The 22,751-nt window shown below is 66.7% G+C and carries 21 protein-coding genes; all 21 read left to right on the top strand.

Translation table 11 applies throughout. From position 1 onward, the window contains the following. Positions 1–227 precede the first annotated feature (227 nt). The 21 genes from B116_RS0109295 to B116_RS0109190 all read left to right on the top strand — a co-directional run bounded on the left by B116_RS0109295 (position 228) and on the right by B116_RS0109190 (position 22,695). A complete protein-coding gene (locus tag B116_RS0109295) occupies positions 228–1,700 on the top strand; it encodes an FAD-dependent monooxygenase (protein WP_027659909.1) in 1,473 nt (490 codons plus the stop codon). A 53-nt stretch (positions 1,701–1,753) separates the two neighbouring features. Continuing rightward, positions 1,754–2,080 carry a TcmI family type II polyketide cyclase gene (locus tag B116_RS0109290; RefSeq protein ID WP_018722264.1) on the top strand — a complete coding sequence of 109 codons (327 nt, stop codon included), beginning with the start codon at positions 1,754–1,756 and terminating at the stop codon, positions 2,078–2,080. A 67-nt stretch (positions 2,081–2,147) separates the two neighbouring features. After that, entirely contained in the window at positions 2,148–3,416 is a 1,269-nt protein-coding gene (locus tag B116_RS0109285) for a beta-ketoacyl-[acyl-carrier-protein] synthase family protein (RefSeq protein ID WP_027659908.1), read from the top strand. Beyond that, the gene (locus tag B116_RS0109280) at positions 3,413–4,627 is read left to right on the top strand and encodes a ketosynthase chain-length factor (protein ID WP_027659907.1); all 1,215 of its coding nucleotides are present in this window, start codon (positions 3,413–3,415) and stop codon (positions 4,625–4,627) included. The genes B116_RS0109285 and B116_RS0109280 overlap by 4 nt, the downstream gene beginning before the upstream one ends. Positions 4,628–4,728: 101 nt before the next feature. After that, positions 4,729–4,995 carry an acyl carrier protein gene (locus tag B116_RS0109275; RefSeq protein ID WP_026321729.1) on the top strand — a complete coding sequence of 89 codons (267 nt, stop codon included), beginning with the start codon at positions 4,729–4,731 and terminating at the stop codon, positions 4,993–4,995. Between the two features lie 68 nt (positions 4,996–5,063). Next, the gene (gene fabG / locus B116_RS0109270) at positions 5,064–5,846 is read left to right on the top strand and encodes a 3-oxoacyl-ACP reductase FabG (protein WP_027659906.1); all 783 of its coding nucleotides are present in this window, start codon (positions 5,064–5,066) and stop codon (positions 5,844–5,846) included. Positions 5,847–5,893: 47 nt separating this feature from the next. Further along, positions 5,894–6,838 (top strand): aromatase/cyclase, encoded by a 945-nt coding sequence (locus tag B116_RS0109265; protein ID WP_027659905.1) that lies wholly within the window; start codon positions 5,894–5,896, stop codon positions 6,836–6,838. After that, on the top strand, positions 6,835–8,343 hold the full coding sequence (locus tag B116_RS0109260; protein ID WP_027659904.1) for an FAD-dependent monooxygenase: 1,509 nt from the start codon (positions 6,835–6,837) through the stop codon (positions 8,341–8,343). Before B116_RS0109265 ends, B116_RS0109260 begins: the two co-directional genes overlap by 4 nt. A gap of 48 nt (positions 8,344–8,391) precedes the next feature. After that, positions 8,392–9,153: an SDR family oxidoreductase gene (locus B116_RS28215; RefSeq protein ID WP_027659903.1), complete on the top strand. Its 762-nt coding sequence runs from the start codon at positions 8,392–8,394 to the stop codon at positions 9,151–9,153. Between the two features lie 125 nt (positions 9,154–9,278). Continuing rightward, a complete protein-coding gene (locus B116_RS24885; RefSeq protein ID WP_050591847.1) occupies positions 9,279–10,691 on the top strand; it encodes an MFS transporter in 1,413 nt (470 codons plus the stop codon). A gap of 158 nt (positions 10,692–10,849) precedes the next feature. Continuing rightward, positions 10,850–12,394, top strand: coding sequence for an acyl-CoA carboxylase subunit beta (locus B116_RS0109245; RefSeq protein WP_018722255.1), 1,545 nt, complete (start codon positions 10,850–10,852; stop codon positions 12,392–12,394). Beyond that, positions 12,391–12,600 carry an acyl-CoA carboxylase subunit epsilon gene (locus B116_RS0109240; protein WP_027659902.1) on the top strand — a complete coding sequence of 70 codons (210 nt, stop codon included), beginning with the start codon at positions 12,391–12,393 and terminating at the stop codon, positions 12,598–12,600. The genes B116_RS0109245 and B116_RS0109240 overlap by 4 nt, the downstream gene beginning before the upstream one ends. Before the next feature lie 241 nt (positions 12,601–12,841). Beyond that, entirely contained in the window at positions 12,842–14,143 is a 1,302-nt protein-coding gene (rfbH, locus tag B116_RS0109235; protein WP_018722253.1) for a lipopolysaccharide biosynthesis protein RfbH, read from the top strand. 426 nt (positions 14,144–14,569) lie between these two features. Further along, positions 14,570–15,154, top strand: coding sequence for an NADPH-dependent FMN reductase (locus tag B116_RS0109230; RefSeq protein ID WP_027659901.1), 585 nt, complete (start codon positions 14,570–14,572; stop codon positions 15,152–15,154). Between the two features lie 32 nt (positions 15,155–15,186). After that, entirely contained in the window at positions 15,187–15,333 is a 147-nt protein-coding gene (locus tag B116_RS27420) for a hypothetical protein (RefSeq protein WP_155245725.1), read from the top strand. A 556-nt stretch (positions 15,334–15,889) separates the two neighbouring features. Continuing rightward, positions 15,890–17,035 (top strand): DegT/DnrJ/EryC1/StrS family aminotransferase, encoded by a 1,146-nt coding sequence (locus B116_RS0109215; protein ID WP_027659900.1) that lies wholly within the window; start codon positions 15,890–15,892, stop codon positions 17,033–17,035. Positions 17,036–17,111: 76 nt separating this feature from the next. Next, positions 17,112–17,735 carry a dTDP-4-dehydrorhamnose 3,5-epimerase family protein gene (locus tag B116_RS0109210; protein WP_223874543.1) on the top strand — a complete coding sequence of 208 codons (624 nt, stop codon included), beginning with the start codon at positions 17,112–17,114 and terminating at the stop codon, positions 17,733–17,735. 378 nt (positions 17,736–18,113) lie between these two features. Next, positions 18,114–19,187, top strand: a complete 1,074-nt coding sequence (locus B116_RS0109205; RefSeq protein ID WP_027659898.1) for a glucose-1-phosphate thymidylyltransferase — start codon at positions 18,114–18,116, stop codon at positions 19,185–19,187. Positions 19,188–19,323: 136 nt separating this feature from the next. Beyond that, positions 19,324–20,304: a dTDP-glucose 4,6-dehydratase gene (gene rfbB, locus B116_RS0109200; RefSeq protein ID WP_027659897.1), complete on the top strand. Its 981-nt coding sequence runs from the start codon at positions 19,324–19,326 to the stop codon at positions 20,302–20,304. Positions 20,305–20,344: 40 nt separating this feature from the next. Further along, positions 20,345–21,733, top strand: coding sequence for an NDP-hexose 2,3-dehydratase family protein (locus tag B116_RS0109195; RefSeq protein WP_027659896.1), 1,389 nt, complete (start codon positions 20,345–20,347; stop codon positions 21,731–21,733). Continuing rightward, positions 21,730–22,695 (top strand): Gfo/Idh/MocA family protein, encoded by a 966-nt coding sequence (locus B116_RS0109190; protein ID WP_027659895.1) that lies wholly within the window; start codon positions 21,730–21,732, stop codon positions 22,693–22,695. The genes B116_RS0109195 and B116_RS0109190 overlap by 4 nt, the downstream gene beginning before the upstream one ends. The last annotated feature ends 56 nt before the right edge of the window (positions 22,696–22,751 follow it).

Here is a 22,751-nt window from a genome sequence, read left to right as displayed (position 1 = left end):
TGATGGTGCTAACTTCCTCATCCGTCTGCGCGGCTACCGCAGAAACAAGAGGACGAGCTCCACCGACTTTCATTGCGGTATGGCGAACGTCGGTGTCGACGCTGACCTTGCATTTTTCGTAGAAATTCGACGGATGCTGACCCAGTCAACAAGGGCCCGATGCGCAATTCAGGTGAGTAATAGTATCCCGATTGCGGGGCCACCGTGGGAGTCGAGGAGAGAGATACATGGACGCAGAAGTGATCGTGGTGGGCGCGGGTCCAGCCGGACTCATGCTCGCCGGTGAGCTGCGACTGGCCGGTGTCGATACGGTGGTGCTCGAACGTCTTCCGGAGCCCACCGGCCAGTCCCGAGGACTCGGCTTCCAGGCTCGGACGATGGAGGTGTTCGACCAGCGGGGTCTGCTGTCTCGGTTCGGCGACGTCGAGATCACCAACGCCGGGCACTTCGGCGGGCTGCCGATCGACTTCGGGGTGCTCGGGGACGGACACGCTGGTGTCAAGAATGTCCCACAGTCCCGCACGGAGGAGATCCTCGGTGCCTGGGCGGAGGAACTGGGCGCCGACGTCCGCCGGGGGTGTGAGGTCGTCGGGCTCACCCAAAAGGCGGACGTCGTGGAGGTCGAGGTCGACGGGCCGTTGGGCCGGCAACGGCTCCGCTCGGCGTACGTCGTCGGCTGCGACGGTGGGCGCAGCATGGTGCGCAAGCTGGTCGGATTCGACTTCCCCGGCACGGCGGCCACGATGGAGATGTACCTGGCCGACGTCAAGGGCTGCAACCTGCGGGCCCGCATGATCGGCGAGACTAGCGCGGGCGGCATGGTGATGGCCGGTCCGTTGGGCGATGGCGTTGATCGGATCATCGTGTGCGAACGCGGTACCGCACCGCGCCGCCGCACCGAGGCGCCGGCCTTCGAGGAGGTCGCCGCAGCCTGGCAGCGACTGACCGGCGAGGACATCAGCGGCGGCACCCCGCTTTGGGTCAGCGCCTTCGGCGACGCCACCCGACAGGTGACCGAGTACCGGCGGGGCCGGGTGCTGTTGGCCGGCGACGCGGCCCACATCCACCTACCTGCCGGCGGGCAGGGACTCAACGTCAGCGTTCAGGACGCGGTGAACCTGGGCTGGAAGCTGGCAGCGACTGTACGCGGGTGGGCATCACCGGGCCTGCTCGACTCGTACCACGACGAGCGACACCCGGTGGGTCGACGACTGCTGCTCAACACCCGCGCCCAGGGCCTGCTCTTCCTGCGCGGCGCGGAAGTGCAGCCGCTACGGGACATCATGTCCGAGCTCACCGCCTACGCGCAGGTCAGTCGTCACCTCGCCGGAATGGTCAGCGGGCTCGACATCCGTTACGAGGTTGGTCCGGGCAGTCACCCGCTACTGGGCAGTCGGGTACCCCGGGTGGAGCTGGTCCGCGATGGTGACAAAATCACGACAGTCGATCTGCTTCGCCAAGGGCGGGCGGTCCTTTTGGACCTCGCCGACGACCAGGCTCTGCGGGACACGGTGTCGAGCTGGGCGGATCGCCTCGACGTGGTCACCGCCACCCCACTCGACGCGGCCGAGCCGGCCCGGCTCGGTGACACCGACGCGGTGCTGATCCGTCCCGACGGCCACGTCGCCTGGACCGCGCCCGACGAGGGCTCCCTGACCCTGACCCAGGCGCTGCGCCGTTGGCTGGGTGACCCCCGCTGATCCGACGGCCGTCCGTGCCGTCGTGACGATGTGCCACCCACGAGGAGGACGACATGCACAGCACACTGATCGTGGCCCGAATGTCACCGGAGTCCCAGGCGGACGTCGCGCGTCTGTTCCGCACCTTCGATCGCACCGAGATGCCGGGAATCATGGGCACACGGCGCCGACAGCTCTTCTCGTACCAAGGTCTCTACTTCCACCTGCAGGATTTCGACGGAGACGGCGGAAGAGCCATTGCTGAGGCCCGTTCCCACCGGCTCTTCATGCAGATCAGCGACGATCTGGGAGCCCACATCCAGCCGTACGACGCGACTACCTGGCGTTCGCCGGCCGACGCTATGGCGGACCGGTTCTACGAGTGGGCGGCACCGGCGTGATCCGGACCTTGTCGCCACCGGCGACGGCCATCGAAAGAGTCGTGCACGTGATTGGAGGTAGTCCACAGTGGCGCGTCGGGTAGCTATCACCGGGATCGGAGTGATCGCGCCGGGTGCCATCGGCGTCAAGAACTTCTGGAGTTTGTTGAGCGACGGCCGGACGGCGACCCGCGGAATCACGTTCTTCGACCCGTCACCGTTTCGCTCTCAGGTGGCGGCTGAAGCGGACTTCGACCCCGAGGCGCACGGTTTGTCCTCACAGGACATCCGCCGGATGGATCGAGCCGCCCAGTTCGCTGTCGTAGCCGCTCACGAGGCGATCACCGACAGCGGCATCGAATGGGCGGATCTCGACCCGCACCGGATCGGGGTCTCCGTGGGCAGCGCGGTCGGTGCGACGATGAGCCTCGACCAAGAGTACCGGGTGGTCAGCGACGAAGGACGCCTGTGGCTCGTCGACCACGAGTACGCGCCGTCGCACCTCTACCAGCACTTCGTGCCCAGTTCCTTCGCCGCCGAACTGGCCCGTGAGTTCGACACCGAAGGGCCGGCCGCGGTGGTGTCCACGGGCTGTACGTCCGGATTGGATGCCGTCGGGCACGCCTGTGATCTCATCCGTGAGGGCAGCACCGACATGATGATCGCGGGTGCCACAGACGCCCCGATCTCGCCGATCACGGTCGCCTGCTTTGACGCGATCAAGGCCACGACCCCACGCAATGACGACCCCGAGCACGCATCCCGCCCGTTCGACGCCACCCGCAACGGCTTCGTGCTGGGTGAAGGATCAGCGATATTCGTCCTAGAAGAGTTGGAAAGCGCTCGTCGGCGCGGAGCGCACGTCTATGCCGAGATCGCCGGCTTCGCCACCAGGTGCAACGCGTTCCATATGACCGGCCTCCGGCCGGACGGCCGGGAGATGGCTGAGGCGATCCGGGCGGCGATGAACGAGGCCAGGGTCGACGCAGGGCACATCGACTACATCAACGCGCATGGCTCCGGCACCAAGCAGAACGATCGGCACGAGACCGCCGCGTTCAAACGGAGCCTGGGACCACGCGCATACCAGGTGCCCGTGAGTTCCATCAAGTCCATGGTGGGGCATTCCTTGGGTGCCATCGGCTCGATCGAGATCGCTGCGTCGGTGCTGGCCATGGCGAACCACACCGTGCCGCCGACGGCGAACCTGCACCACCCCGATCCCCAATGCGACCTCGACTACGTCCCCCGGACTGCTCGGGAGTGGCGTACCGACGCGGTGCTGACGGTGGGCAGCGGGTTCGGCGGGTTCCAGAGCGCCATGGTCCTCACTCGGCCGGGGAAAGGAGCTGCATGAGTGAATCTATCGCGATCACGGGCCTCGGGGTGGCTGCCCCCAATGGCCTCGGGAAGCGGGACTTCTGGAAATCTACCCGCGACGGTCGAAGTGGGCTGGGTCGGATCACCCACTTCGACGCAGCCCAGTACCCCTCGAAACTCGCCGGGGAGGTGCCGGGCTTCGACGCCCGGTCGTACTTGCCGGGCCGGCTGATGCCACAGACTGACCGCATGACGCGCCTCGCGCTGGTCGCGGCCGACTGGGCCCTGGCGGATGCGGGTATCGGCCCTGCCGAGCTGGGCGAGTTCGACGTTGGCGTGATTACCGCCAGTTCCTCGGGTGGCTTCGAGTTCGGACAGCGAGAACTGCAGAGCCTGTGGAGCAAGGGTGGCCGGTACGTCAGCGCCTATCAGTCGTTCGCGTGGTTTTACGCCGTCAACTCGGGGCAGATTTCCATCCGGCACGGGCTACGGGGGCCCAGCGGCGTCGTGGTCGCCGACCAGGCCGGTGGTCTCGACGCGGTGGCGCAGGCACGGCGGCAGATCCGCAAAGGTACCCCGGTGGTCCTCTCTGGCGGGATGGATGCCTCAATCTGCCCGTGGGGCTGGGTGGCCCAGCTGGCCAGCCGTCGGCTGAGTACCAGTGAGGATCCGGAGTCTGCGTACCTGCCCTTCGACGCCCGAGCCGCCGGGCACGTGCCGGGTGAGGGCGGGACGATCATGGTGCTGGAGGATGCGGAGGCGGCTCGGCTACGGGGTGCCACGGGCTACGCCGAGATCATCGGCTATGCCGCTACCTTCGACCCACGCCGGGGCAGTGGTCGCCCGCCGGGTCTGGAGCGGACGATCCGACTCGCGCTGGCGGACGCCGACCTCGACGCCTCGGCCGTCGACGTGGTCTTTGCCGACGCCGCGGCGATGCCCGAGCTGGACCGCATCGAGGCCGAGGCGATCGAGGCCGTCTTCGGGCCCTACGGCGTTGCGGTGACCGCCCCGAAGACGATGACCGGCCGGCTCAACTCCGGTGGCGGACCACTTGACCTGGCTGCCGCCGCGCTGGCGGTGCAGGACGGCATCATCCCGCCCACCGTCGGCGTGGAACCCATCGAGGACTACCACCTTGACCTGGTTCTCGCGGAACCACGCTCGGCTCGTGTCCGGGTGGCGCTGGTGCTGGCCAGAGGGCACGGCGGCTTCAATTCGGCCCTCATCGTCCGCGCCCCACGATGACCACTGCCGACTGGGATCACCGCCGCGTTGGGTGCGACGCCCTCGTGGCCGAACAACCGGTGTCGCGGGCCGGCGGCACCAGCACGATGAAGGAGATCGTCATGAGCAAGCTCGAATTCACGATCAACGACCTGCGCCGCATCCTTCGGGAGGGAGCGGGCACCGACGAGGAGGTCGACCTCGACGGCGACATCCTCGACGAGGACTTTCCGGCGCTCGGTTACGACTCACTGGCTCTGCTGGAGACCAGCGCCCGGATCGCTCGCGAGTACCGGGTCGAGCTGGACGACGAGACGGTGACCTCCGCACAGACGCCGCGTGAGCTGGTGGGGGCGGTCAACGCCGCACTTGCGACCACACCCGTTTAGCCACCGCCTATCGGGCGGCCCCGGCCACTACCGGCCGGTGGTCGACCACGTGAGCCCAGGAGAAGAAGATGTCAGTACAGCATAAGGTCGCCCTGGTTACTGGCGCGACCAGCGGGATCGGTCTGGCCGTCGCCCGCACCCTGGCCGTTCAGGAACATGCCGTATTCATCTGCGCTCGGGACGGCGAGCGGCTAGCCGCTACCGTCAAGCAGTTGCAGGACGAGGGTCTCAAGGTGGACGGCTCCCGCTGCGATGTGCGGTCCACCGAGGCGGTGGAAGCGTTCGTCCAAGCGGCGGTGGACCGCTTCGGCCCAGTCGACGTGCTGGTCAACAACGCCGGCCGCAGCGGCGGCGGGGTGACCGCCGACCTCACCGACGACCTCTGGTCGGACGTGGTGGAGACGAACCTGCACAGCGTGTTCCGGGTGACCCGAGCGGTCCTCAACGCCGGCGGTATGCGGCATCGTGACCGCGGCCGCATCATCAACATCGCCTCGACCGCGGGCAAGCAGGGTGTCGTGCTGGGCGCTCCCTACTCGGCATCCAAGCACGGTGTCGTCGGGTTCACCAAGGCCCTCGGCAACGAGCTCGCTCCCACCGGGATCACGGTCAACGCGGTCTGCCCGGGTTACGTGGAGACGCCGATGGCCGAGCGGGTCCGACAAGGCTACGCCGCCGCCTGGCAGACCACCGAAGAGGCGGTGCTGGACAAGTTCCAGGCCAAGATTCCCCTTGGCCGGTACTCCACCCCGGACGAGGTCGCGGGCCTCGTCGGCTACCTCGCCTCGGACTCCGCTGCCTCCATCACCGCCCAGGCGATCAACGTCTGTGGCGGTCTCGGCAACTTCTGATGCTGACGACTGCCTCGGCGGTCACGGATACTGGAAGGAACTTGACCATGCCGCAGCTGGACCATCGAGAGGTCGAGCACGAGATCACCGTGCAGGCTCCGGCCGAAGCCGTCTATCGGCTTATCGCCGAGGTGGAGAATTGGCCGACGATCTTCCCGCCGACCATCCACGTCGACCACCTGGCACGGGGGGACCGGGACGAACGGATCCGGATCTGGGCCACCGCCAACGGTGAGGCCAAAAGCTGGGTTTCCCGGCGCCGACTGGAGCCGGAAGGGCTGCGCATCGACTTCCGGCAGGAGGTGTCCGCGCCACCGGTGGGGCAGATGGGCGGGACATGGCTCATCGAGCCGCTAACCAATGACAGCTCCCGCGTACGGCTGCTGCACGACTACCGGGCTGTCGACGACGACCCGGCCAAGCTGGCATGGATCGACGATGCGGTGGACCGCAATAGCCGGTCGGAGTTGGCGGCGCTGCGGAGGAACGTCGAGCTGGCCACCGGCTCGACAGAGCTCACACTCTCTTTTGCCGACACTGTCCGGGTGGCCGGCGCAGCGAAGGACGTCTACGAGTTCATCGCGGAGGCTCAGCACTGGGGCGAGCGGTTGCCACACGTCGCCCGGGTGGACCTGCGCGAGGACACCCGCGGTCTGCAGCGGCTGGAAATGGACACCCGGACCAAGGACGGCTCCACGCACACGACCGCCTCATTCCGCGTCTGCTTTCCGCACCGTCGGATCGTCTACAAGCAGGTCACCCTTCCGGCCCTGATGTCGCTGCACACCGGCTACTGGCAACTGACGGAGACCACCGACCACGTCGAGGTGACCTCACAGCACACGGTGGTGGTGAATCCCGAAAGCATCACCTCGATCCTCGGTGCCGGTGCCGGGATCGCTGATGCGCGGGAGTTTGTCCGTAGCGCCCTGAGCGGGAACAGCCTCGCGACGCTGAACCACGCGAAGGAGTACGCCGAGAGCCGCCGATGACGGCCAGCGGTACGACGGCGCGATACGACCGGCTGGACGCCGATGTGATCGTGGTCGGGGCGGGCCCCGTCGGGCTGATGCTCGCCGGGGAACTGCGCCTCGGTGGCGCGGACGTCTTGCTGCTGGAACGGCTACCGCGGCCCACCACGGAGTCACGGGCTTCGACCTTGCACGCGCGGACGATGGAGGTCCTGGACCAGCGGGGACTGCTCGACGATCTGGGGACCCTGCCCAACGAGGTACGGGGTCACTTCGGTGGTCTTCCATTGGATTTCGGTGACAGCCCGACCCGGTTCCCAGGGCTGTGGAAGCTGCCGCAGACCCATCTCGAGGCACTGCTTGCCGCGTGGACGACGCGCCTCGGAGCCAGGCTGCGGCGTGGGTACGAGGTGCGGGGCCTCACGGAAGCCAGCGAGTACGTGGAGGTGGAGGCGGCCGGCCCGGACGGTCCGGCCCGGTTCCGCGCCGCCTACCTCGTCGGTTGCGACGGTGAACAGAGCATTGTGCGGCGGCTGGGCGGGTTCGCGTTTTCTGGCAACGACGCGTTACGGGAGCTGATCCGGGCCGATGTGACGGGGATCGACATCCCGGACCGCCGCTTCCAGCGGCTGCCCCGGGGACTCGCGATCGCCGCGACCCGCGGGGGTGTCACCCGGATCATGATGCACGAGTTCGGGCGACCGGGCACAACTCGGGCGAGCGCCCCGGAGTTCGCCGAGGTGGCCAGGGTCTGGCAGCGAATCACGGGCGACAACATCACGGATGGCCAACCGCTGTGGATCAACTCCTTCGGCGACGCGAGCAGACAGGTGTCCGCCTACCGGAAGGGCCGGATGCTGCTTGCCGGCGACGCGGCCCACCTGCAGATGCCGGTAGGTGGTCAGGCGCTCAACCTGGGCCTGCAGGACGCGGTGAACCTCGGCTGGAAGTTGGCCGGGCAGGTTCGTGGCTGGGCCCCGGAGGCCTTGCTGGACAGCTACCACCGGGAGCGGCACGCGATCGGCAGCCGCACCCTGACGAACATCCGCGCGCAGAGTGAGCTGCTGCTGGGCGGCGCGGAGGTGGAGCCGCTTCGAGCGATCATCGGTGATCTGCTCGCTCACCGCGCGGCCCGGTGTCACCTGGCAACGATGATCGCCGGTCTGGATGTGAGCTATCCGATCAGCGGACGTCATCCGATGTTGGGGTCGCGGCTGCCGTGCCGGGACGTGGTCACCGACGCCGGACGCACCAGTACGACAGCAATGTTGCGCCCGGCCACCGGGCTGCTCATCGACGTCCGTCCACCCCACCGGCAGAAGCGGTGGAGCGCGTCGGCGCGGTCCTGGCCGGAGTGGGTCCGGGTGGTACGTGCCAAGGCCGACGGCGACGAGGTACTGCCGGGCGTCAGCATGCTCCTGCTTCGGCCGGACGGGCACGTGGCATGGGTCGATGACGGCACCGAGCCAATCGAGAAGGCACTTGACCAGTGGTTTCGGCCTTCCCAACCGAGCGACCGACAGTGACGCCGGAACCGATACACCGAAAATTCCCGAGGAAGTGAGGAAAAGGCAATGGGTAAGTTGGACAACAAGACGGCACTGATCACGGGCGCGAGCCGAGGCATCGGCCGGGCCGTCGCCGAACGGATGGGCCGGGAGGGCGCCCTCGTCGCCGTGCACTACGCGGAGAACCGAGACGCCGCAGAGCAGACGATCGCCACCATCACCGGAGCGGGTGGACGCGCGTTCCCGGTGCAGGCCGAACTAGGTGTTCCCGGTGATGTAGACACCCTGTTCGAGCGGTTCCAGGCCGGCTTGAAGGAGCACGGCGGCGGCACCGAACTCCACATCGTGGTGAACAACGCTGGCGTCATGGGCGGCGTGTCGCCGGAAGAGCTCACCCCCGAGGCCTTCGACCGGCTGGTCGCGGTGAATGCCAAGGCCCCACTGTTCATCGTGCAGCGAGCGCTGACGATGATGCCGGACGGCGGGCGAATCATCAACATCTCGTCGGGCCTGACCCGGTTCGCCAACCCGCAGGAAGTGGCGTACGCGATGACGAAGGCCGCCATCGAGATGATCGGCCTGCACTACGCCCGGCATCTGGGCTCGCGGCGGATTACGGTCAACAGTGTGGCCCCCGGCATCACCAACAATGGTAGCCCCGTCTTTGACATCCCCGAGGCGGTCGAGCAGATGTCGCAGCTCAACGCGTTCGGTCAGGTCGCGGATCCGACCGACGTCGGCGATGTGGTGGCGTTCCTCGCCTCTGACGACGCCCGGTGGATCACGGGTGCGTTCATCGACGCCAGCGGAGGCACGCTGCTCGGCTGAGCCGCGACAGGAAGGACGCCGGCGTCTACCGGCACCGTCCGCTGGGCGGTGCCGGGACCCGGCGTCGATTTCGTTTGGGAGGGCGGTCGATCGTGCTCAGGCACCGGACAGCCGGGCTACCGACGATGCAGTCCCAGCCGTATCTGCTGGCCCTGCTCTGTCTGCTATCGAGCAACATGCTGCTCGATGCTTTGGAAGTGTCGGTGGTAGTGGTGGCGCTGCCATCGATCGCCACCGACCTGACCCTGCCGCCCGCGTCAACGCAGTGGTTGATGAGCGGCTTTGCTCTGGGCTTCGGCGGCCTGCTGCTCTTCGCCAACCGCCTCGCCACAGTACTGGGACGGCGCAGGGTCTATCTTGCCGCGTTGCTGGCTTTTGCGGCGGCATCACTGGTGGGTGGGCTGCTGGACGACCCGGTGGCACTGTTTTCGAGTCGGTTCGTCAAAGGCTTCTGCGCCGCTTTGACCGCCCCCACCGGACTCGCGATAATCATGACGAGCTTTCCTGAGGGTGTTGCCCGACAACGTGCGCTGTCGGTCTACACCGCCTTCGGCGCTGTCGGGTTCTCCACTGGCCTACTCCTCTCCGGGCTGCTCACCCCGCTCGACTGGCGCTGGATCCTGCTCTTTCCGGCTCCGGTCGCCCTGCTCCTGTTCGTACTCGGGCTGGTGCTGCTGCCACGGGATGACCAGCCGAGGGACACCTCACCGCGTAATCTCGACCTCGCCGGCGCGCTGACCTTCCCGGCTGCGGCAGTTCTGGCCGCGTACGCCCTGGTTGCCGGGGGAGAACGGGGCTGGCGCGACGGCCGGGTACTCGGTGCCGTTGGCCTCGCTGTGCTTTTGGTCGGCGCCTTCGTCCTGGTGGAGCGCGCCGCGCGGTGGCCGTTGCTGCCGCTGCGGTTGCTGGCCGACCCGTCGTTGCGCCGCGCGGTCTTGGTGGCGGCGGCCATGAACGGGTCTTTCTGGGGATTTCTTCTGATCGCCAGCTTTCGCTGGCAACAGACGCTGGGTTGGACACCGTTAGAATCGGCGCTGGCGTTCCTGCCAGCGAGTCTGCTGCTGGCCGTGGCGGCACCGTTCTCCGGTCGAATCGTGGCCCGGTTCGGTACGGCCCGACTGATCCCGGCTGGCATGTGCTGTGCCACGGGCGGCTACGCCTATCAACTCGTGCCGCGGCAGTCGGCGCACTACCTCCCCGACGTGTTGCCGACAGTGGTACTGGTCGGGATCGGGTTCGCACTTGCGTTCGCGGCACTGCACACGAGCGCCACCCAGCACGCGGCACCGCCCGACCGGGCGGCGGCCGGTGCCGTCTACCAGACCGGCGTACAGATCGGCGGCGCCCTGACGCTTGCCGCGGTCACCGCCGCGTTGACCGCTGGTGCGGCGACGGGCTCGGGCGCCGGCCAACTCGGTGACCGCTGGGCCTTTGCTGTCATTAGCGCCATCTGCCTCGCCGGCCTCACCGTCGCCGCGACGGGTGGGCGCGACCGGGCCGCCTGCGCGCCGGACCGAGGCCAGTCGCCTACGACTTGACCATCCTGACCGGAGCCACCCAACGTGTCGACCGGTGGGGCCGTCCTACTCGAGGAGCGTTCCCGATGCACACCGTAGAGCAGATCGATCCCACGAATGCGCAACCCGAGTCGAGCCCGGCAAGACTCAAGCCTTCCCCCACCGCTGGCGCGAACACCATGCGCGACCGGCTGCGAGAGCTGCACGAGATCAAGAACGGCAGCTGGAACGGACCAGATCCAGTCGCTACCGAGCGGCAACATGGCAAGGGCAAGTTGACCGTCCGGGAACGTATCACCCTGTTGCTCGACCCGAATTCCTTCGTGGAGATCGAGCCGCTGCGTCGGCACCGCGCCACCGGCTTCGGCATGGAACGCAAACGGCCCTACTCCGACGGGGTGATCACCGGTTGGGGCACGGTGCACGGGCGCACTGTCTTCGTGTACGCCCACGACTTTCGCATCTTCGGCGGCGCACTGGGTGAGGCGCACGCCGCCAAGATTCACAAGATTATGGACATGGCGCAGCGTGCCGGCTCACCGCTGATCAGCCTCAACGACGGGGCGGGCGCCCGGATCCAGGAGGGTGTCACCGCGCTTGCGGGCTACGGGGGGATCTTCCGTCGCAACACGTACGCGTCGGGCGTCATCCCGCAGGTCAGCATCATGCTCGGACCATGCGCCGGCGGTGCGGCGTACTCTCCGGCGCTGACGGACTTCGTCTTCATGGTCCGGCAGACCTCGCAGATGTTCATCACCGGCCCGGACGTGGTGCAGGCTGTCACCGGCGAGCAGGTGTCGCACGACCAACTCGGCGGTGCGGACGTGCACGGCACCGAGTCCGGCGTGGCCCACGCTATCTACGATGACGAGGAGTCCTGCCTCCAGGATGTCCGCTTCCTGCTGTCCCTGCTGCCCGCGAACAACCGCGAACTGCCGCCGATGCATCCGTGCGATGACCCCGTGGATCGTCGCACGGATGCCCTGCTCGACCTGGTCCCGACGGACAACAGCCGTGCCTACGACATGCGGTTGGTCATCGAGGACATCGTCGACGATGGGCTCACCTTCGAAGTCCAACCTACCTGGGCCACCAACATCGTCTGCACACTGGCACGGCTCGGCGGTCACGTGGTGGGCATCGTCGCCAACCAACCGGCGTCGCTGGCCGGTGTGCTCGACATCAAGGCCAGCGAGAAGGCGGCCCGCTTCGTGCAATGGTGTGACGCGTTCAACGTGCCGCTGGTGACCCTCGTCGATGTGCCCGGCTTCCTGCCTGGTGTCGAGCAGGAACACGGTGGGATCATCCGGCGCGGGGCGAAGTTGCTCTACGCCTACTGCAACGCCACCACGCCGAGGATCTCCCTAGTACTGCGTAAAGCGTACGGCGGTGCGTACATCGTGATGGACTCCCGCTCGATTGGCGCGGACATCTCCCTAGCGTGGCCCACCAACGAGATCGCCGTGATGGGGGCCGAGGGAGCCGCCAACGTCATCTACAAGCGCGAGATCGCCGGCGCCGACGATCCGGATGCGGTTCGGCAACAGAAGATCAAGGAGTACCAGACCGAACTCATGCACCCGTACTACGCGGCAGAACGCGGCCTTGTCGATGATGTGATCGACCCTGGAGAGACCCGGGACGTGCTGATCCGCTCGCTGGCCATGCTCCGTGCCAAGCACGCCGACTCGCCGTCGCGCAAGCACGGGAACCCGCCGCAGTGAACTCGTCGGACACGGTGGCCCTCGGCCCGCCCGTACTCGCCGTACGACGCGGCGCCCCGACGGACGAGGAGATCGCCGCGATCGTCCTGGTCTTGCTGGGCAATGACGTTCGGGCGGGGGAGCCGCTGCGGAAGCTGCCCAGGATGCGTGCCTGGGTGGGTGACCGTACCTTTCGCTCGCCCCGGAGCTGGCAGCACCGCCAGTGAGCTCGGCCAATCCTGTTCGGCGACTTCGGCGACGCGACGTAGGGCAATTCGACGAGGCGATCCAGGGACCGGATCGAGGGCCGGTCGTTACGTGGTCGATCTACTCGAGGACCACCGACGGTCTGATCCCTGTCAAATGGGGGCCACAACAAGATCATGAAGGTACGGCGAGGTGGCCGCTCGACCCGGCGGATCCGCCCGCCGGTTGTCTCAGGCCAGATGCAGACGGAAGGACGGCTCCATGAGCGACCAGAAGGCGTCGGTCCTCGACGAGGTCCGCAAGTTCCACCAGAACACCCGACAGCACCAGCCGTTCGTGCCTGGTGCCACCGAGATCTGGCCCTCCGGCGCGACCCTTGACGAGCAGGACCACGTGGCCCTGGTCGAGGCGGCGCTCGACGTGCGTATCGCCGCCGGCAGCAGTGCGCGCAGGTTCGAGTCGCAGTTCGCCCGGAAGATGAACCGCCGCAAGGCGCATCTGACCAACTCGGGTTCCTCGGCGAACCTGCTGGCGGTCGCCGCGCTGACCTCACATCTGCTGGAAGACGCGCGGCTGCGCCCCGGCGACGAGGTCATCACGGTCGCCGCCGGTTTCCCGACCACGGTGAATCCCATCCTGCAGAACGGGTTGATCCCAGTATTCGTCGACGTCGAGTTGGGTACCTACAACACCACCCTCGAACGGGTGGCGCAGGCGCTCGGCCCGCGCACCCGGGCCATCCTTCTGGCCCACGCCCTGGGTAATCCGTACGAGGTCCGTGAGATCGCTGAATTCGCCGCAGACCACGATCTGTTCCTCATCGAGGACAACTGTGACGCAGTGGGATCGACCTACGAGGGTCGGCTGACCGGCACCTTCGGTGACTTGTCGACGGTTAGCTTCTACCCGGCGCACCACCTCACGATGGGGGAGGGCGGCTGCGTCCTCACCGCCGACCTGCGCCTGGCGCGGATCGTGGAGTCAATGCGTGACTGGGGGCGGGACTGCTGGTGCGAACCGGGTGAGAGCGACCGGTGCCTCAAGCGGTTTCAGTACCAGATGGGAACGCTACCGGATGGATATGACCATAAGTATATTTTTTCCCACGTCGGGTACAACCTGAAAGCCACCGACCTGCAGGCGGCACTGGGTCTGACGCAGCTCGCCAAGCTCGATGAATTCTGCACCGTACGGCGACGCAACTGGCGGTTGTTGCGGGAAGGGCTGGATGGGCTGCCGTATCTGTGGTTGCCAGAACCAACCCCAGGCAGTGAACCCAGCTGGTTCGGTTTCGTGCTCACCGTCGACCCGGAGGCGCCCTTCACCCGGGCCGAGCTGGTGGACTTCCTGGAGAGCCGGAAGATCGGTACCCGGCGGCTGTTCGCCGGCAACCTCACTCGTCATCCGGCCTATATCAACCAGCCGCACCGAGTGGTGGGAGAGCTCGTAAACAGCGACATCATCACCGACCAAACCTTTTGGGTCGGGGTATATCCGAGCATCAGCGAGGAGATGGTGGACTACATGATCTCCTCGATCCGGGGGTTCGTCGCGCGTTCGTAAGAGACCCATTGGAGCTGAACGTCCCGGCTCCTCGTTGCCGCGGTGCAGACCGCTGGTAGTAGGGCCAGCACGTCGAGGGAGCAGCTACATCGGGACCCCCGCCGGCTCGGGCACCGTGTGAAGGCGACAAGACGCAGGGCGTCCCAGGCGTAGCGGCGCTGGTTGCCCGACGTGCCGCGGCTGGGGCGGGTTTTGGCCCTCGTGGAACCGTGCTGCCGAGACGGGTGCTTTGCTGAGCTCGGCGAGGGTCCAGAGGTTCCCCTTGTGTCGGTTGTCTTTGTTCGCAGTTACCCACGTACTTGACTTGAACCTATGTTCAAGGTGGACGCTGGATTCAGCAACACCGACCGCCATCGCGCCGTCTCCGATCTTGTACCCGAGGGTAGGTGGCAGACGATGATTAACAAATGGAGGAAAGGACGCACTATGTCAGTGGACCCGCTGAAGATTGCGGTAATCGTGGGCAGCACCCGAAAGGGTCGTTTTGGTCGCGTGGTGGCCGATTGGTTTGTCGGGGAGGCCCAGCAGCGTGATGACATGAAGTTCGATGTCATTGATCTGGCTGAGGTCGACCTGCCGGCGACCCTGCCGGACTTCACCGATGAGCAGGAGCCGGAGGCCGTCCAGACGCTCGCGCCACGCCTCGCGGCAGCTGACGGCTTCGTCCTTGTGACTCCGGAGTACAACCACAGCTATCCCGCCTCTCTCAAAACCGCCATCGACTGGTACCTAAAGGAATGGCAGGCGAAGCCGTTCGCCTTTGTCTCCTACGGTGGCGTCTCGGGCGGATTGCGGTCGGTGGAACACCTGCGGCCGGTCCTGAGCGAGGTGCATGCCACGAGTATCCGCGACACGGTGAGCTTTCACGGTGCCTGGGAGCGGTTCGACGAAAACGGCCAGCCGCGGGATCCCGACGGGTGCAATACCGCCGCGAAGTCGCTGCTGGACCAGCTGTCCTGGTGGGCCACCGCACTGCGTACGGCGAGGAACGAACGTCCCTACGGCGCCTGAACGCGACAGCCCCCATGTCGGCTACCGTCTCCATGGCGGGAAGATCGGCAGCCGTCGCCGGGCTGTCCTGGGTACTGCCGCTCGCCTCCACCCTCACCGTCATGGCGGGGGCGATCCTCACACCCGTGCTGGTTGCCATTCGGCTGGGCTTGGGGCCACTGACACCCCGGTTGGCTTGATCATCACAGCACATGGGCTGGCCATCGCCCTTGTCAGCCCGTTGATCGGGACCGCGATCGACTGGCTCGGCGTGCGGCTCCCGTTGGTCCGGGGCCGAATTCTCCACGGCTTGGCCGGCGGCGGGGGACGCTGACCGGTATCTGCCCCTTGCTGATCGCGAGTCGGATTCTGTTCGGCGTCGCCGCGGCGGTGGTCTTCGCCGGTACAACGGTGACGCTGCTGGCCAGGTACCGGGACGCCGAGCGAGACCGGTTATGGGATGGCGCTCCACCTCGATTCTCCGCTCGTGCTCGGGCCTGTGGTCGACACCGGGTCGATCACCGAAGCGTTCCTGGCCTCTGCCGCGTTGTGGGTGGTTCCGGCCCTTGCGCTCGTCCTGCCAGGCAGTCGAGGGCGCTGGCCGACGCGGGGCCGGCTCCGCCCCCGACCACTGAACCCAACTGGGCTGCCTGACGGCCGCCGGGCGGCGATTCTCGCCGTCCAGCGGCCGTCGTCGTCTGGCCCGGAGAAGCCTTTCGACCGTGAAGTTCATCCACTGCGCCAAGGAGATGAGCATTGATCAATGTATTTCAGCCGAGTCTCGGAGCCGACGAGCTTCAGGCGGTGCGGGAGGTGTTCGACAGTAACTGGTTGGGCCATGGCCCTCGCACTGCGGCGTTCGAGGAGGAGTTCGCGGCCCATCTGGGAGTCCCGGCCGACCGTCTGACGTTTATCAACTCCGCGACGGCCGGGCTCTTTCTCGCGACCGAACTGCTCGGTCTTGGCCCCGATGACGACGTGGTGATGCCTTCGATCTCCTTCGTCGCCGCGGCCAACGCCGTCGCCTCCACCGGCGCCCGGATCGTCTTCTGCGACGTTGACCCGCGCACTCTCAATCCTCGGGTGGAGGACGTTCAGAGCGCGCTGACCCCGCGGACGAAGGCTGTCCTCGTCCTGCACTACGGGGGCCACCCGGGCGACATAGCCGCCATCGCCCAGCTCTGTCAGGACCGCGGCGTGCTCCTGGTCGAGGATGCCGCCTGCGCGGTCGCCTCACAGGCCGGTGATCGGGCGTGCGGCACCTTCGGCGATATGGGTATGTGGAGCTTCGACTCGATGAAGGTACTTGTCACCGGTGACGGCGGCATGCTGTACGTACGCGACGAGGAGACCGCCCGGCGGGCCCGGCGGTTGGCGTATCACGGCCTGGAGCAGTCCAGTGGTTTCGCCGCCGCGAGGGTCTCACACCGGTGGTGGGAGCTGAACGTCCGGGACTTTGGTCGCCGCGTCGTCGGCAACGACGTGACCGCCGCGATCGGCCGGGTCCAACTGCGCAAGCTGCCGGAGGTGATCGCCCGGCGCCGTGCCATCACCGAGATGTACGACCGGCTGCTCGACGATTCCGAGGGCATCCGGCTGCCGCCACGACTCCCCGAGGGACACACCAGCTCCTACTACTTCTACTGGATCCAGGTCGACCCGCGTATCCGCGACCAGGTGGCGGCCGACTTGCTCAACCGGGGTATCTACACCACCTTCCGTTACCCGCCGCTGCACCGGGTACCTGCCTACCGAGGGGCTGTGGACCTGCCGGCGACCGCCGAGGCATCGGAGGCCACGTTGCTGCTGCCGCTGCATCAAGGCTTGGACGACAGTGAAGTCCGTGTGGTCGTCGACGAACTGCGTAAGTCGGTCGAGCACCGGCAGTGCTCGACGGGCTAGGCCGACTGATGGCAGATCTTCGTCCCGGAGTGCCGGAGGGCTGGCCTGGAACGACCGCGCGGAGCTCACCGTGCGGGTGACTGAGACAGAGGTGCCGGGCGCCTACCTGATCACCCCCGAGCAGCTCACCGACGAGCGGGGTTCCTTCCACGAGGCATTGCGCACCGTAGAACTGGAGGAGGTTACCGGAGAGCCGTTCCGGCCACAACAGATCAACTACTCGACCTCGCGCCGGAACACCCTGCGCGGGATCCACTCGGTCACTGTCCCTCCGGGGCAGGCGAAGCTTGTCACCTGTGTTCGAGGGGCGGCCCGGGACATCGTGGTCGACCTGCGGGTCAACTCGCCCACCTTCGGGCACTTCGACGGCACGGTGCTCGACACGATCACGGCCCGCTCAGTCTATGTGCCCGAGGGAGTGGGCCACGGATTCCTCACCCTCACCGACGACACCTGCATCTGCTATGTCCTCTCCAGCGCCCACGTGCCAGGAACCCAGGTCGACATCAATCCCTTGGATCCAGACCTGGCGCTGCCGTGGAACTTCACCGAACCACCACTGATGTCCCACAAGGACACCACGGCGCGCTCCCTGACGGAGACGCTTGACGCAGGGTTGCTGATGGCGTGGGCGGCCGTGCCGCCTGCCGTACGCGACCGGCGCCGAGACGACGAGCATGGCCACCGCCCGCGCCGGTGACCGGAAGCGAACCACGAGGAGCCACCCGCTCAGGGCAGCCGTACGTGCGGTAGGCGTCGGACGATGGCAAGTCCATTCGGGTGGACAGCGGCGCCAGTGACTCCGCGACAGCACGTCGACTGACTGTGGGGTCTGATTCACCCATCGCGGCCGACAGAGATCCTTGTATCCCGGCACCGGAGAACTGGGGGCCAAGCCTGCCGTCTGAGCTGGTCGGGCCGCTTCTCGGTCAGCAATGAGACTTTGGACCTGCTGCGGGAGCAGGCCGACCGACGGTGACCGCAGGGACGCAACTGCCTGTGATCTTCCAGGCGTCACTGCAGCCGAGCTGCAATGCGACCATCACCACCGTTCTCACCTCCGAGGAGACGAAGGTTTATGAAAGCGCTGATTCTGTCCGCCGGGGCCGGAACCCGGCTTCGGCCCTTCAGCCATTCGATGCCCAAACAACTTATCCCGGTCGGCAATACGCCGGTGCTCGAACATGTCGTTAGTAATATCCGTGCACTCGGCGTGACCCAGATCGGCATCATCGTCGGAGACCGGGCTCGCGAGATCAAAGCTGTGCTGGGCGACGGGTCGCGCCTTCAAGTCGAGATCACTTATATCCCACAGGACGAGCCGCTCGGCCTGGCGCACTGCGTCCTGATCGCCCGGGACTTCCTCGGCGACGACGACTTCGTCATGTACCTCGGCGACAACATGCTGCTGGACGGCATCGTTGACTACGCCGAGGCTTTTCGCTCCAGCCGGTCCGCCGCCCACCTCTTGGTGCACAAGGTTTCTGACCCTCGCGAGTTCGGAGTGGTCGAGTTAGGCGTCGACGGAGTGGTGCACCGGCTAGTGGAGAAGGCCGCCGATCCGCCCAGCGACCTGGCGATCATCGGTGTCTACTTCTTCACCCCCGCGATCCACGAGGCGGTGGCGGCGGTCGAACCGAGCGAGCGGGGTGAACTCGAGATCACGCATGCGATCCAGTGGTTGGTGTCGACCGGTGCAGTCGTCCATGCCACCGAGTACGACGGCTACTGGAAAGACACCGGCCGAGTTGAGGACGTGCTGGAGTGCAACCGCACCGTGCTGGAGAGCATCGCCGGGAGTGTCGATGGCGAGGTCGACGGCGCCAGCGTACTGGTCGGAGCGGTGGTCGTCGAGCCGGGGGCGCGAGTGATCCGGTCCAGAATCGAGGGGCCGGTCATCATCGGGGCGGGCAGCCTGGTCGAGGAGAGTCACGTACGCCCGTATACCTCGATCGGCCGAGACTGTGTGTTGCGCGGCTCGGACATTGGCTACTCGATCGCCCTCGACGACGCCGCCGTCTTCGATATGCCAGGACTGCATGGTTCGGTGGTGGGACGGGCCGCGATGGTACGGACGGCCGACCGCGGCGTGGTCAGTAGTCGGCTCATCGTCGGGGACCACTCCCGGGTCGAGGTCGTTACCGGTTGCTGAATGTGACGGCGCTACTCAGCAAGGCGTCCGTACGGCAGGCAACGACGGGCAGACCAGCCGCCGGCACCCCGAGCTTCCCACACCCGCACCCGCAGCAGCCCAGCCCACTCCGAGCTCTTCACGAAAGGTAGGCGACATGAGAATCCTGGTCACCGGTGGTGCCGGCTTCATCGGCTCGCACTACGTCCGCACGATGCTCGACGGCTGCTATCCCGATCATTCGCCATCGGATGTCACCGTTCTGGACAAACTGACCTACGCCGGTAGCCGTGCGAATCTGCCGAATTCTCACCCCCGCTTGACTGTGGTCGAGGGTGACGTCTGTGATCAGGCGCTGCTACACGAGGTGGTGCCCGGCCATGACGCGGTGGTCCACTTCGCCGCGGAGTCCCACGTTGACCGCTCGCTTCTGGCCCCGACGGACTTCGTCCGCACCAACGTCGAGGGCACGCAGAGTCTGCTGCACGCCTGCCTGACCGCCAAGGTCGGGCGGGTCGTGCACGTTTCGACCGACGAGGTGTATGGCTCCATCGAGCAGGGAGCCTGGACCGAGGATTGGCCGTTGGCCCCCAACTCCCCGTACGCCGCCTCCAAGGCGGCTGCCGACTTGGTGGTGCGGGCGTACTGGCGTACGCACGGGCTCGATGTGTCGGTCACTCGGTGCAGCAACAACTATGGCCCGTACCAACACCCGGAAAAGCTCATCCCGTTGTTCGTGACGAACCTGCTAGAGGGCCGAACCGTCCCGCTGTACGGCGACGGTAGTAACGTCCGCGAGTGGCTGCACGTCGATGACCACTGCCGCGCGATACAACTGGTCCTGCGGAATGGCCGGGCCGGCGCGATCTACAACGTCGGTGGCGGGAACGAGCGGACCAACCTTCAGATCGCCCATCAGCTGCTCGAGCTCTGCGGCGCCGACCCCGCGATGATTTGTCGCGTGCCGGACCGCAAGGGGCACGACCAGCGGTACGCGCTGGACGACACCCGGATTCGCGAGGAGCTCGGCTACCAGCCGCACATCGATTTCGACCGCGGTCTCGCGGAAACCGTGGCCTGGTACCGAGACAACCCGGACTGGTGGAAAGCCACGAAGGACCGCAGCCATTGGCGCTAGTCCGCTGGCAGCGTCCCGACAGACCCCAGGAGTATCCGCCATGTCACTTCCCACGCTAGCCGGGCCGAGCCCGCTGACCCAGCGTACGGACGCACGCATCGCCGACCGCCTGGCTCGCTCCCTCGCACCGGTCCACGGCACCGGTACCGGCGCCGTTGCCGTGCTCGACTGGCTCGATGAGCGACGCCAGGGCAGTCGGTTCCGTGTCGACCGCATCCCGTTCGCCGAGTTGCAGGGCTGGTCGTTCACCCCGGACACCGGCAACCTGGTACACCAGAGCGGGCGGTTCTTCACCGTCGAGGGCCTCGACGTCCAGGCTGAGAACGTCCCGGCCCGCCACTGGCAGCAACCGATCATCTCTCAGCCGGAGGTCGGGATCTTAGGTATCCTGGCCAAGGAGTTTGACGGCGTACTGCACGTGTTGATGCAGGCCAAGATGGAGCCGGGTAATCCCAACCTGGTGCAGTTGTCGCCGACGGTGCAAGCCACCCGGAGCAACTACACCGGGGTGCACCGGGGGCAGCGCGTTCGATACATCGAGTACTTCACCGACCAGGGACGTAGCCGGGTGCTGGCTGACGTGCTTCAGTCGGAGCACGGCTCGTGGTTCCACCATAAGAGCAACCGCAACATGATCGTCGAAACCACCGAGGCGATTCCGGAGCACGAAGACTTTCGCTGGCTGACTTTGGGCCAGGTGACCGAGCTGTTGCACCACGACAACGTGGTCAACATGGACGCCCGTACCGTGTTGTCCTGCCTGCCGTGGGACACCGACGACGGTGGCCGGGCACTGCACTCGGACGCCGATCTGCGTTCCTGGTTCACCGCGGAGCGCGCCCGACACGACGTCCGAGCCCGGTTGATTCCGCTCGACGAGGTACGCCAATGGCGGCGCGGCGACTGGACTCTCGATCAGGTGGAGGGCCGATACTTCCGAGTCGTCGCCGTCGCCGTCCAAGCCGCCAACCGGGAGGTGCCGGCCTGGACCCAGCCGCTATTCGAGCCGGTGGGGCCGGGTGTCATCGCATTCTTACACCGGCGGATCGGCGGTGTGCCGCACCTGCTGGTGCGGGCGACTGTCGAGGCCGGCTTCCTGGATACCGTGGAGCTCGGTCCCACGGTGCAGTGCGTCCCCGCCAGCCACGACACCCCGCCACCCTTCCTTGACGCGGTGCTCGGTGCCCCGCCGGAGCGGATTCGCTTCGAGACAGTGCACGCCGAGGAGGGCGGGCGGTTCCTCAACGCGGTCAGCCGGTACCTCATCGTCGACGTCGACGATACGAACACCTTGTCGGATTTGCCCCCCGGATACCGCTGGGTGACCGCGGGACAGCTCACCACACTGGTCCGGCACGGCCACTACCTGAACGTGCAGGCACGCTCCCTGCTTGCCTGCTTTCGCGCCATGTCGAACGTTGCGTCATGACGCCAGTTCGGATGGGAGTCCTCAGCTGTGCGGACATCGCCCGCCGTCGGCTGCTGCCGGCCATGGCGGCGCATCGCGACATCGAGCTGGTCGCCGTCGCGAGCCGTAACGGCGACCGCGCCGCCAAGGTCGCACGGGCCTTCGGCTGCCATGCGGTACGCGGGTACGACGCCCTGCTGCGTCGCGACGACCTCGACGCGGTCTACGTACCCCTGCCGGTAGCCCTGCACAGTGAATGGGCCTCAGCGGCGCTGTGCTCCGGCCGTCACGTTTTGGTCGAGAAGCCACTGGCCGTTACTGCAGATCGTGCTGCCGAACTGCTCGAACTCGCGCGGCAGCGGGGCCTGGTACTGGCGGAGAACGTCATGTTCGTCCACCATCACCAGCACCGCGTGGTCAAGGGAATGCTGGAGCGGGGAGAGATCGGCGAGTTACGTGGGGTGCGCGCCGCCTTCAGCATTCCGACCCTGCCGGAGGGGAACATCCGGTACCGCCCCGAACTCGGCGGTGGTGCCCTCTGGGACGTAGGCCTGTACCCAGTCCGGTTGGCGCTGCACATGCTCGGTTTGGAACTGGACGTCGTGGGTGCTGCCCTGACATCCAGCCCCGGCCAAGAGGTGGATACTTCCGGAGCCGCGCTGCTGGTGCAGACGTCGACAGGCATCTTCGCCCAGCTCGACTGGGGCCTGCAACACGCCTACCGATCGGCCTACGAACTGGTGGGCAGCACCGGCAGGATCGTGGTCGACCGAGCCTTCACCCCGCCGGCTGACTACGAGCCGCTGCTCCAGGTAGAGCGTGACGGGGCCGTCGAGGAGAGGCGTTTGGAGCCGGACGACCAGGTCGCCAACGCGCTCACCGCATTCGTCGCCGCGGTGCGTGGCGTCTCGTCCACAACAGATGCTGTCCTGCAGCGGCAGATCCAACTGCTTGATGGCATCCGTAGCGCCGCACTGACGTGACGACACGCGGCGTGACGTGAATCTGGTGGCGAGCCAGGGGTGGGAATTGCCCTCTT

Origin of the sequence: Salinispora fenicalii (assembly GCF_000514815.1) — a bacterium.
Lineage (GTDB): Bacteria > Actinomycetota > Actinomycetes > Mycobacteriales > Micromonosporaceae > Micromonospora > Micromonospora fenicalii.
This window is presented reverse-complemented; position numbering and strand designations above follow the sequence as displayed.

Coding starts and splice junctions, on each gene's coding strand:
- rfbB (WP_027659897.1), top strand. CDS start 19,324: ATGAGAATCCTGGTCACCGGTGGTGCCGGCTTCATCGGCTCGCACTAC.
- fabG (WP_027659906.1), top strand. CDS start 5,064: ATGTCAGTACAGCATAAGGTCGCCCTGGTTACTGGCGCGACCAGCGGG.
- B116_RS0109195 (WP_027659896.1), top strand. CDS start 20,345: ATGTCACTTCCCACGCTAGCCGGGCCGAGCCCGCTGACCCAGCGTACG.
- B116_RS28215 (WP_027659903.1), top strand. CDS start 8,392: ATGGGTAAGTTGGACAACAAGACGGCACTGATCACGGGCGCGAGCCGA.
- B116_RS0109245 (WP_018722255.1), top strand. CDS start 10,850: ATGCGCGACCGGCTGCGAGAGCTGCACGAGATCAAGAACGGCAGCTGG.
- B116_RS0109265 (WP_027659905.1), top strand. CDS start 5,894: ATGCCGCAGCTGGACCATCGAGAGGTCGAGCACGAGATCACCGTGCAG.
- B116_RS24885 (WP_050591847.1), top strand. CDS start 9,279: ATGCAGTCCCAGCCGTATCTGCTGGCCCTGCTCTGTCTGCTATCGAGC.
- B116_RS0109230 (WP_027659901.1), top strand. CDS start 14,570: ATGTCAGTGGACCCGCTGAAGATTGCGGTAATCGTGGGCAGCACCCGA.
- B116_RS0109190 (WP_027659895.1), top strand. CDS start 21,730: ATGACGCCAGTTCGGATGGGAGTCCTCAGCTGTGCGGACATCGCCCGC.
- B116_RS0109295 (WP_027659909.1), top strand. CDS start 228: ATGGACGCAGAAGTGATCGTGGTGGGCGCGGGTCCAGCCGGACTCATG.
- B116_RS0109275 (WP_026321729.1), top strand. CDS start 4,729: ATGAGCAAGCTCGAATTCACGATCAACGACCTGCGCCGCATCCTTCGG.
- B116_RS27420 (WP_155245725.1), top strand. CDS start 15,187: ATGGCGGGAAGATCGGCAGCCGTCGCCGGGCTGTCCTGGGTACTGCCG.
- B116_RS0109205 (WP_027659898.1), top strand. CDS start 18,114: ATGAAAGCGCTGATTCTGTCCGCCGGGGCCGGAACCCGGCTTCGGCCC.
- rfbH (WP_018722253.1), top strand. CDS start 12,842: ATGAGCGACCAGAAGGCGTCGGTCCTCGACGAGGTCCGCAAGTTCCAC.
- B116_RS0109290 (WP_018722264.1), top strand. CDS start 1,754: ATGCACAGCACACTGATCGTGGCCCGAATGTCACCGGAGTCCCAGGCG.
- B116_RS0109280 (WP_027659907.1), top strand. CDS start 3,413: ATGAGTGAATCTATCGCGATCACGGGCCTCGGGGTGGCTGCCCCCAAT.
- B116_RS0109260 (WP_027659904.1), top strand. CDS start 6,835: ATGACGGCCAGCGGTACGACGGCGCGATACGACCGGCTGGACGCCGAT.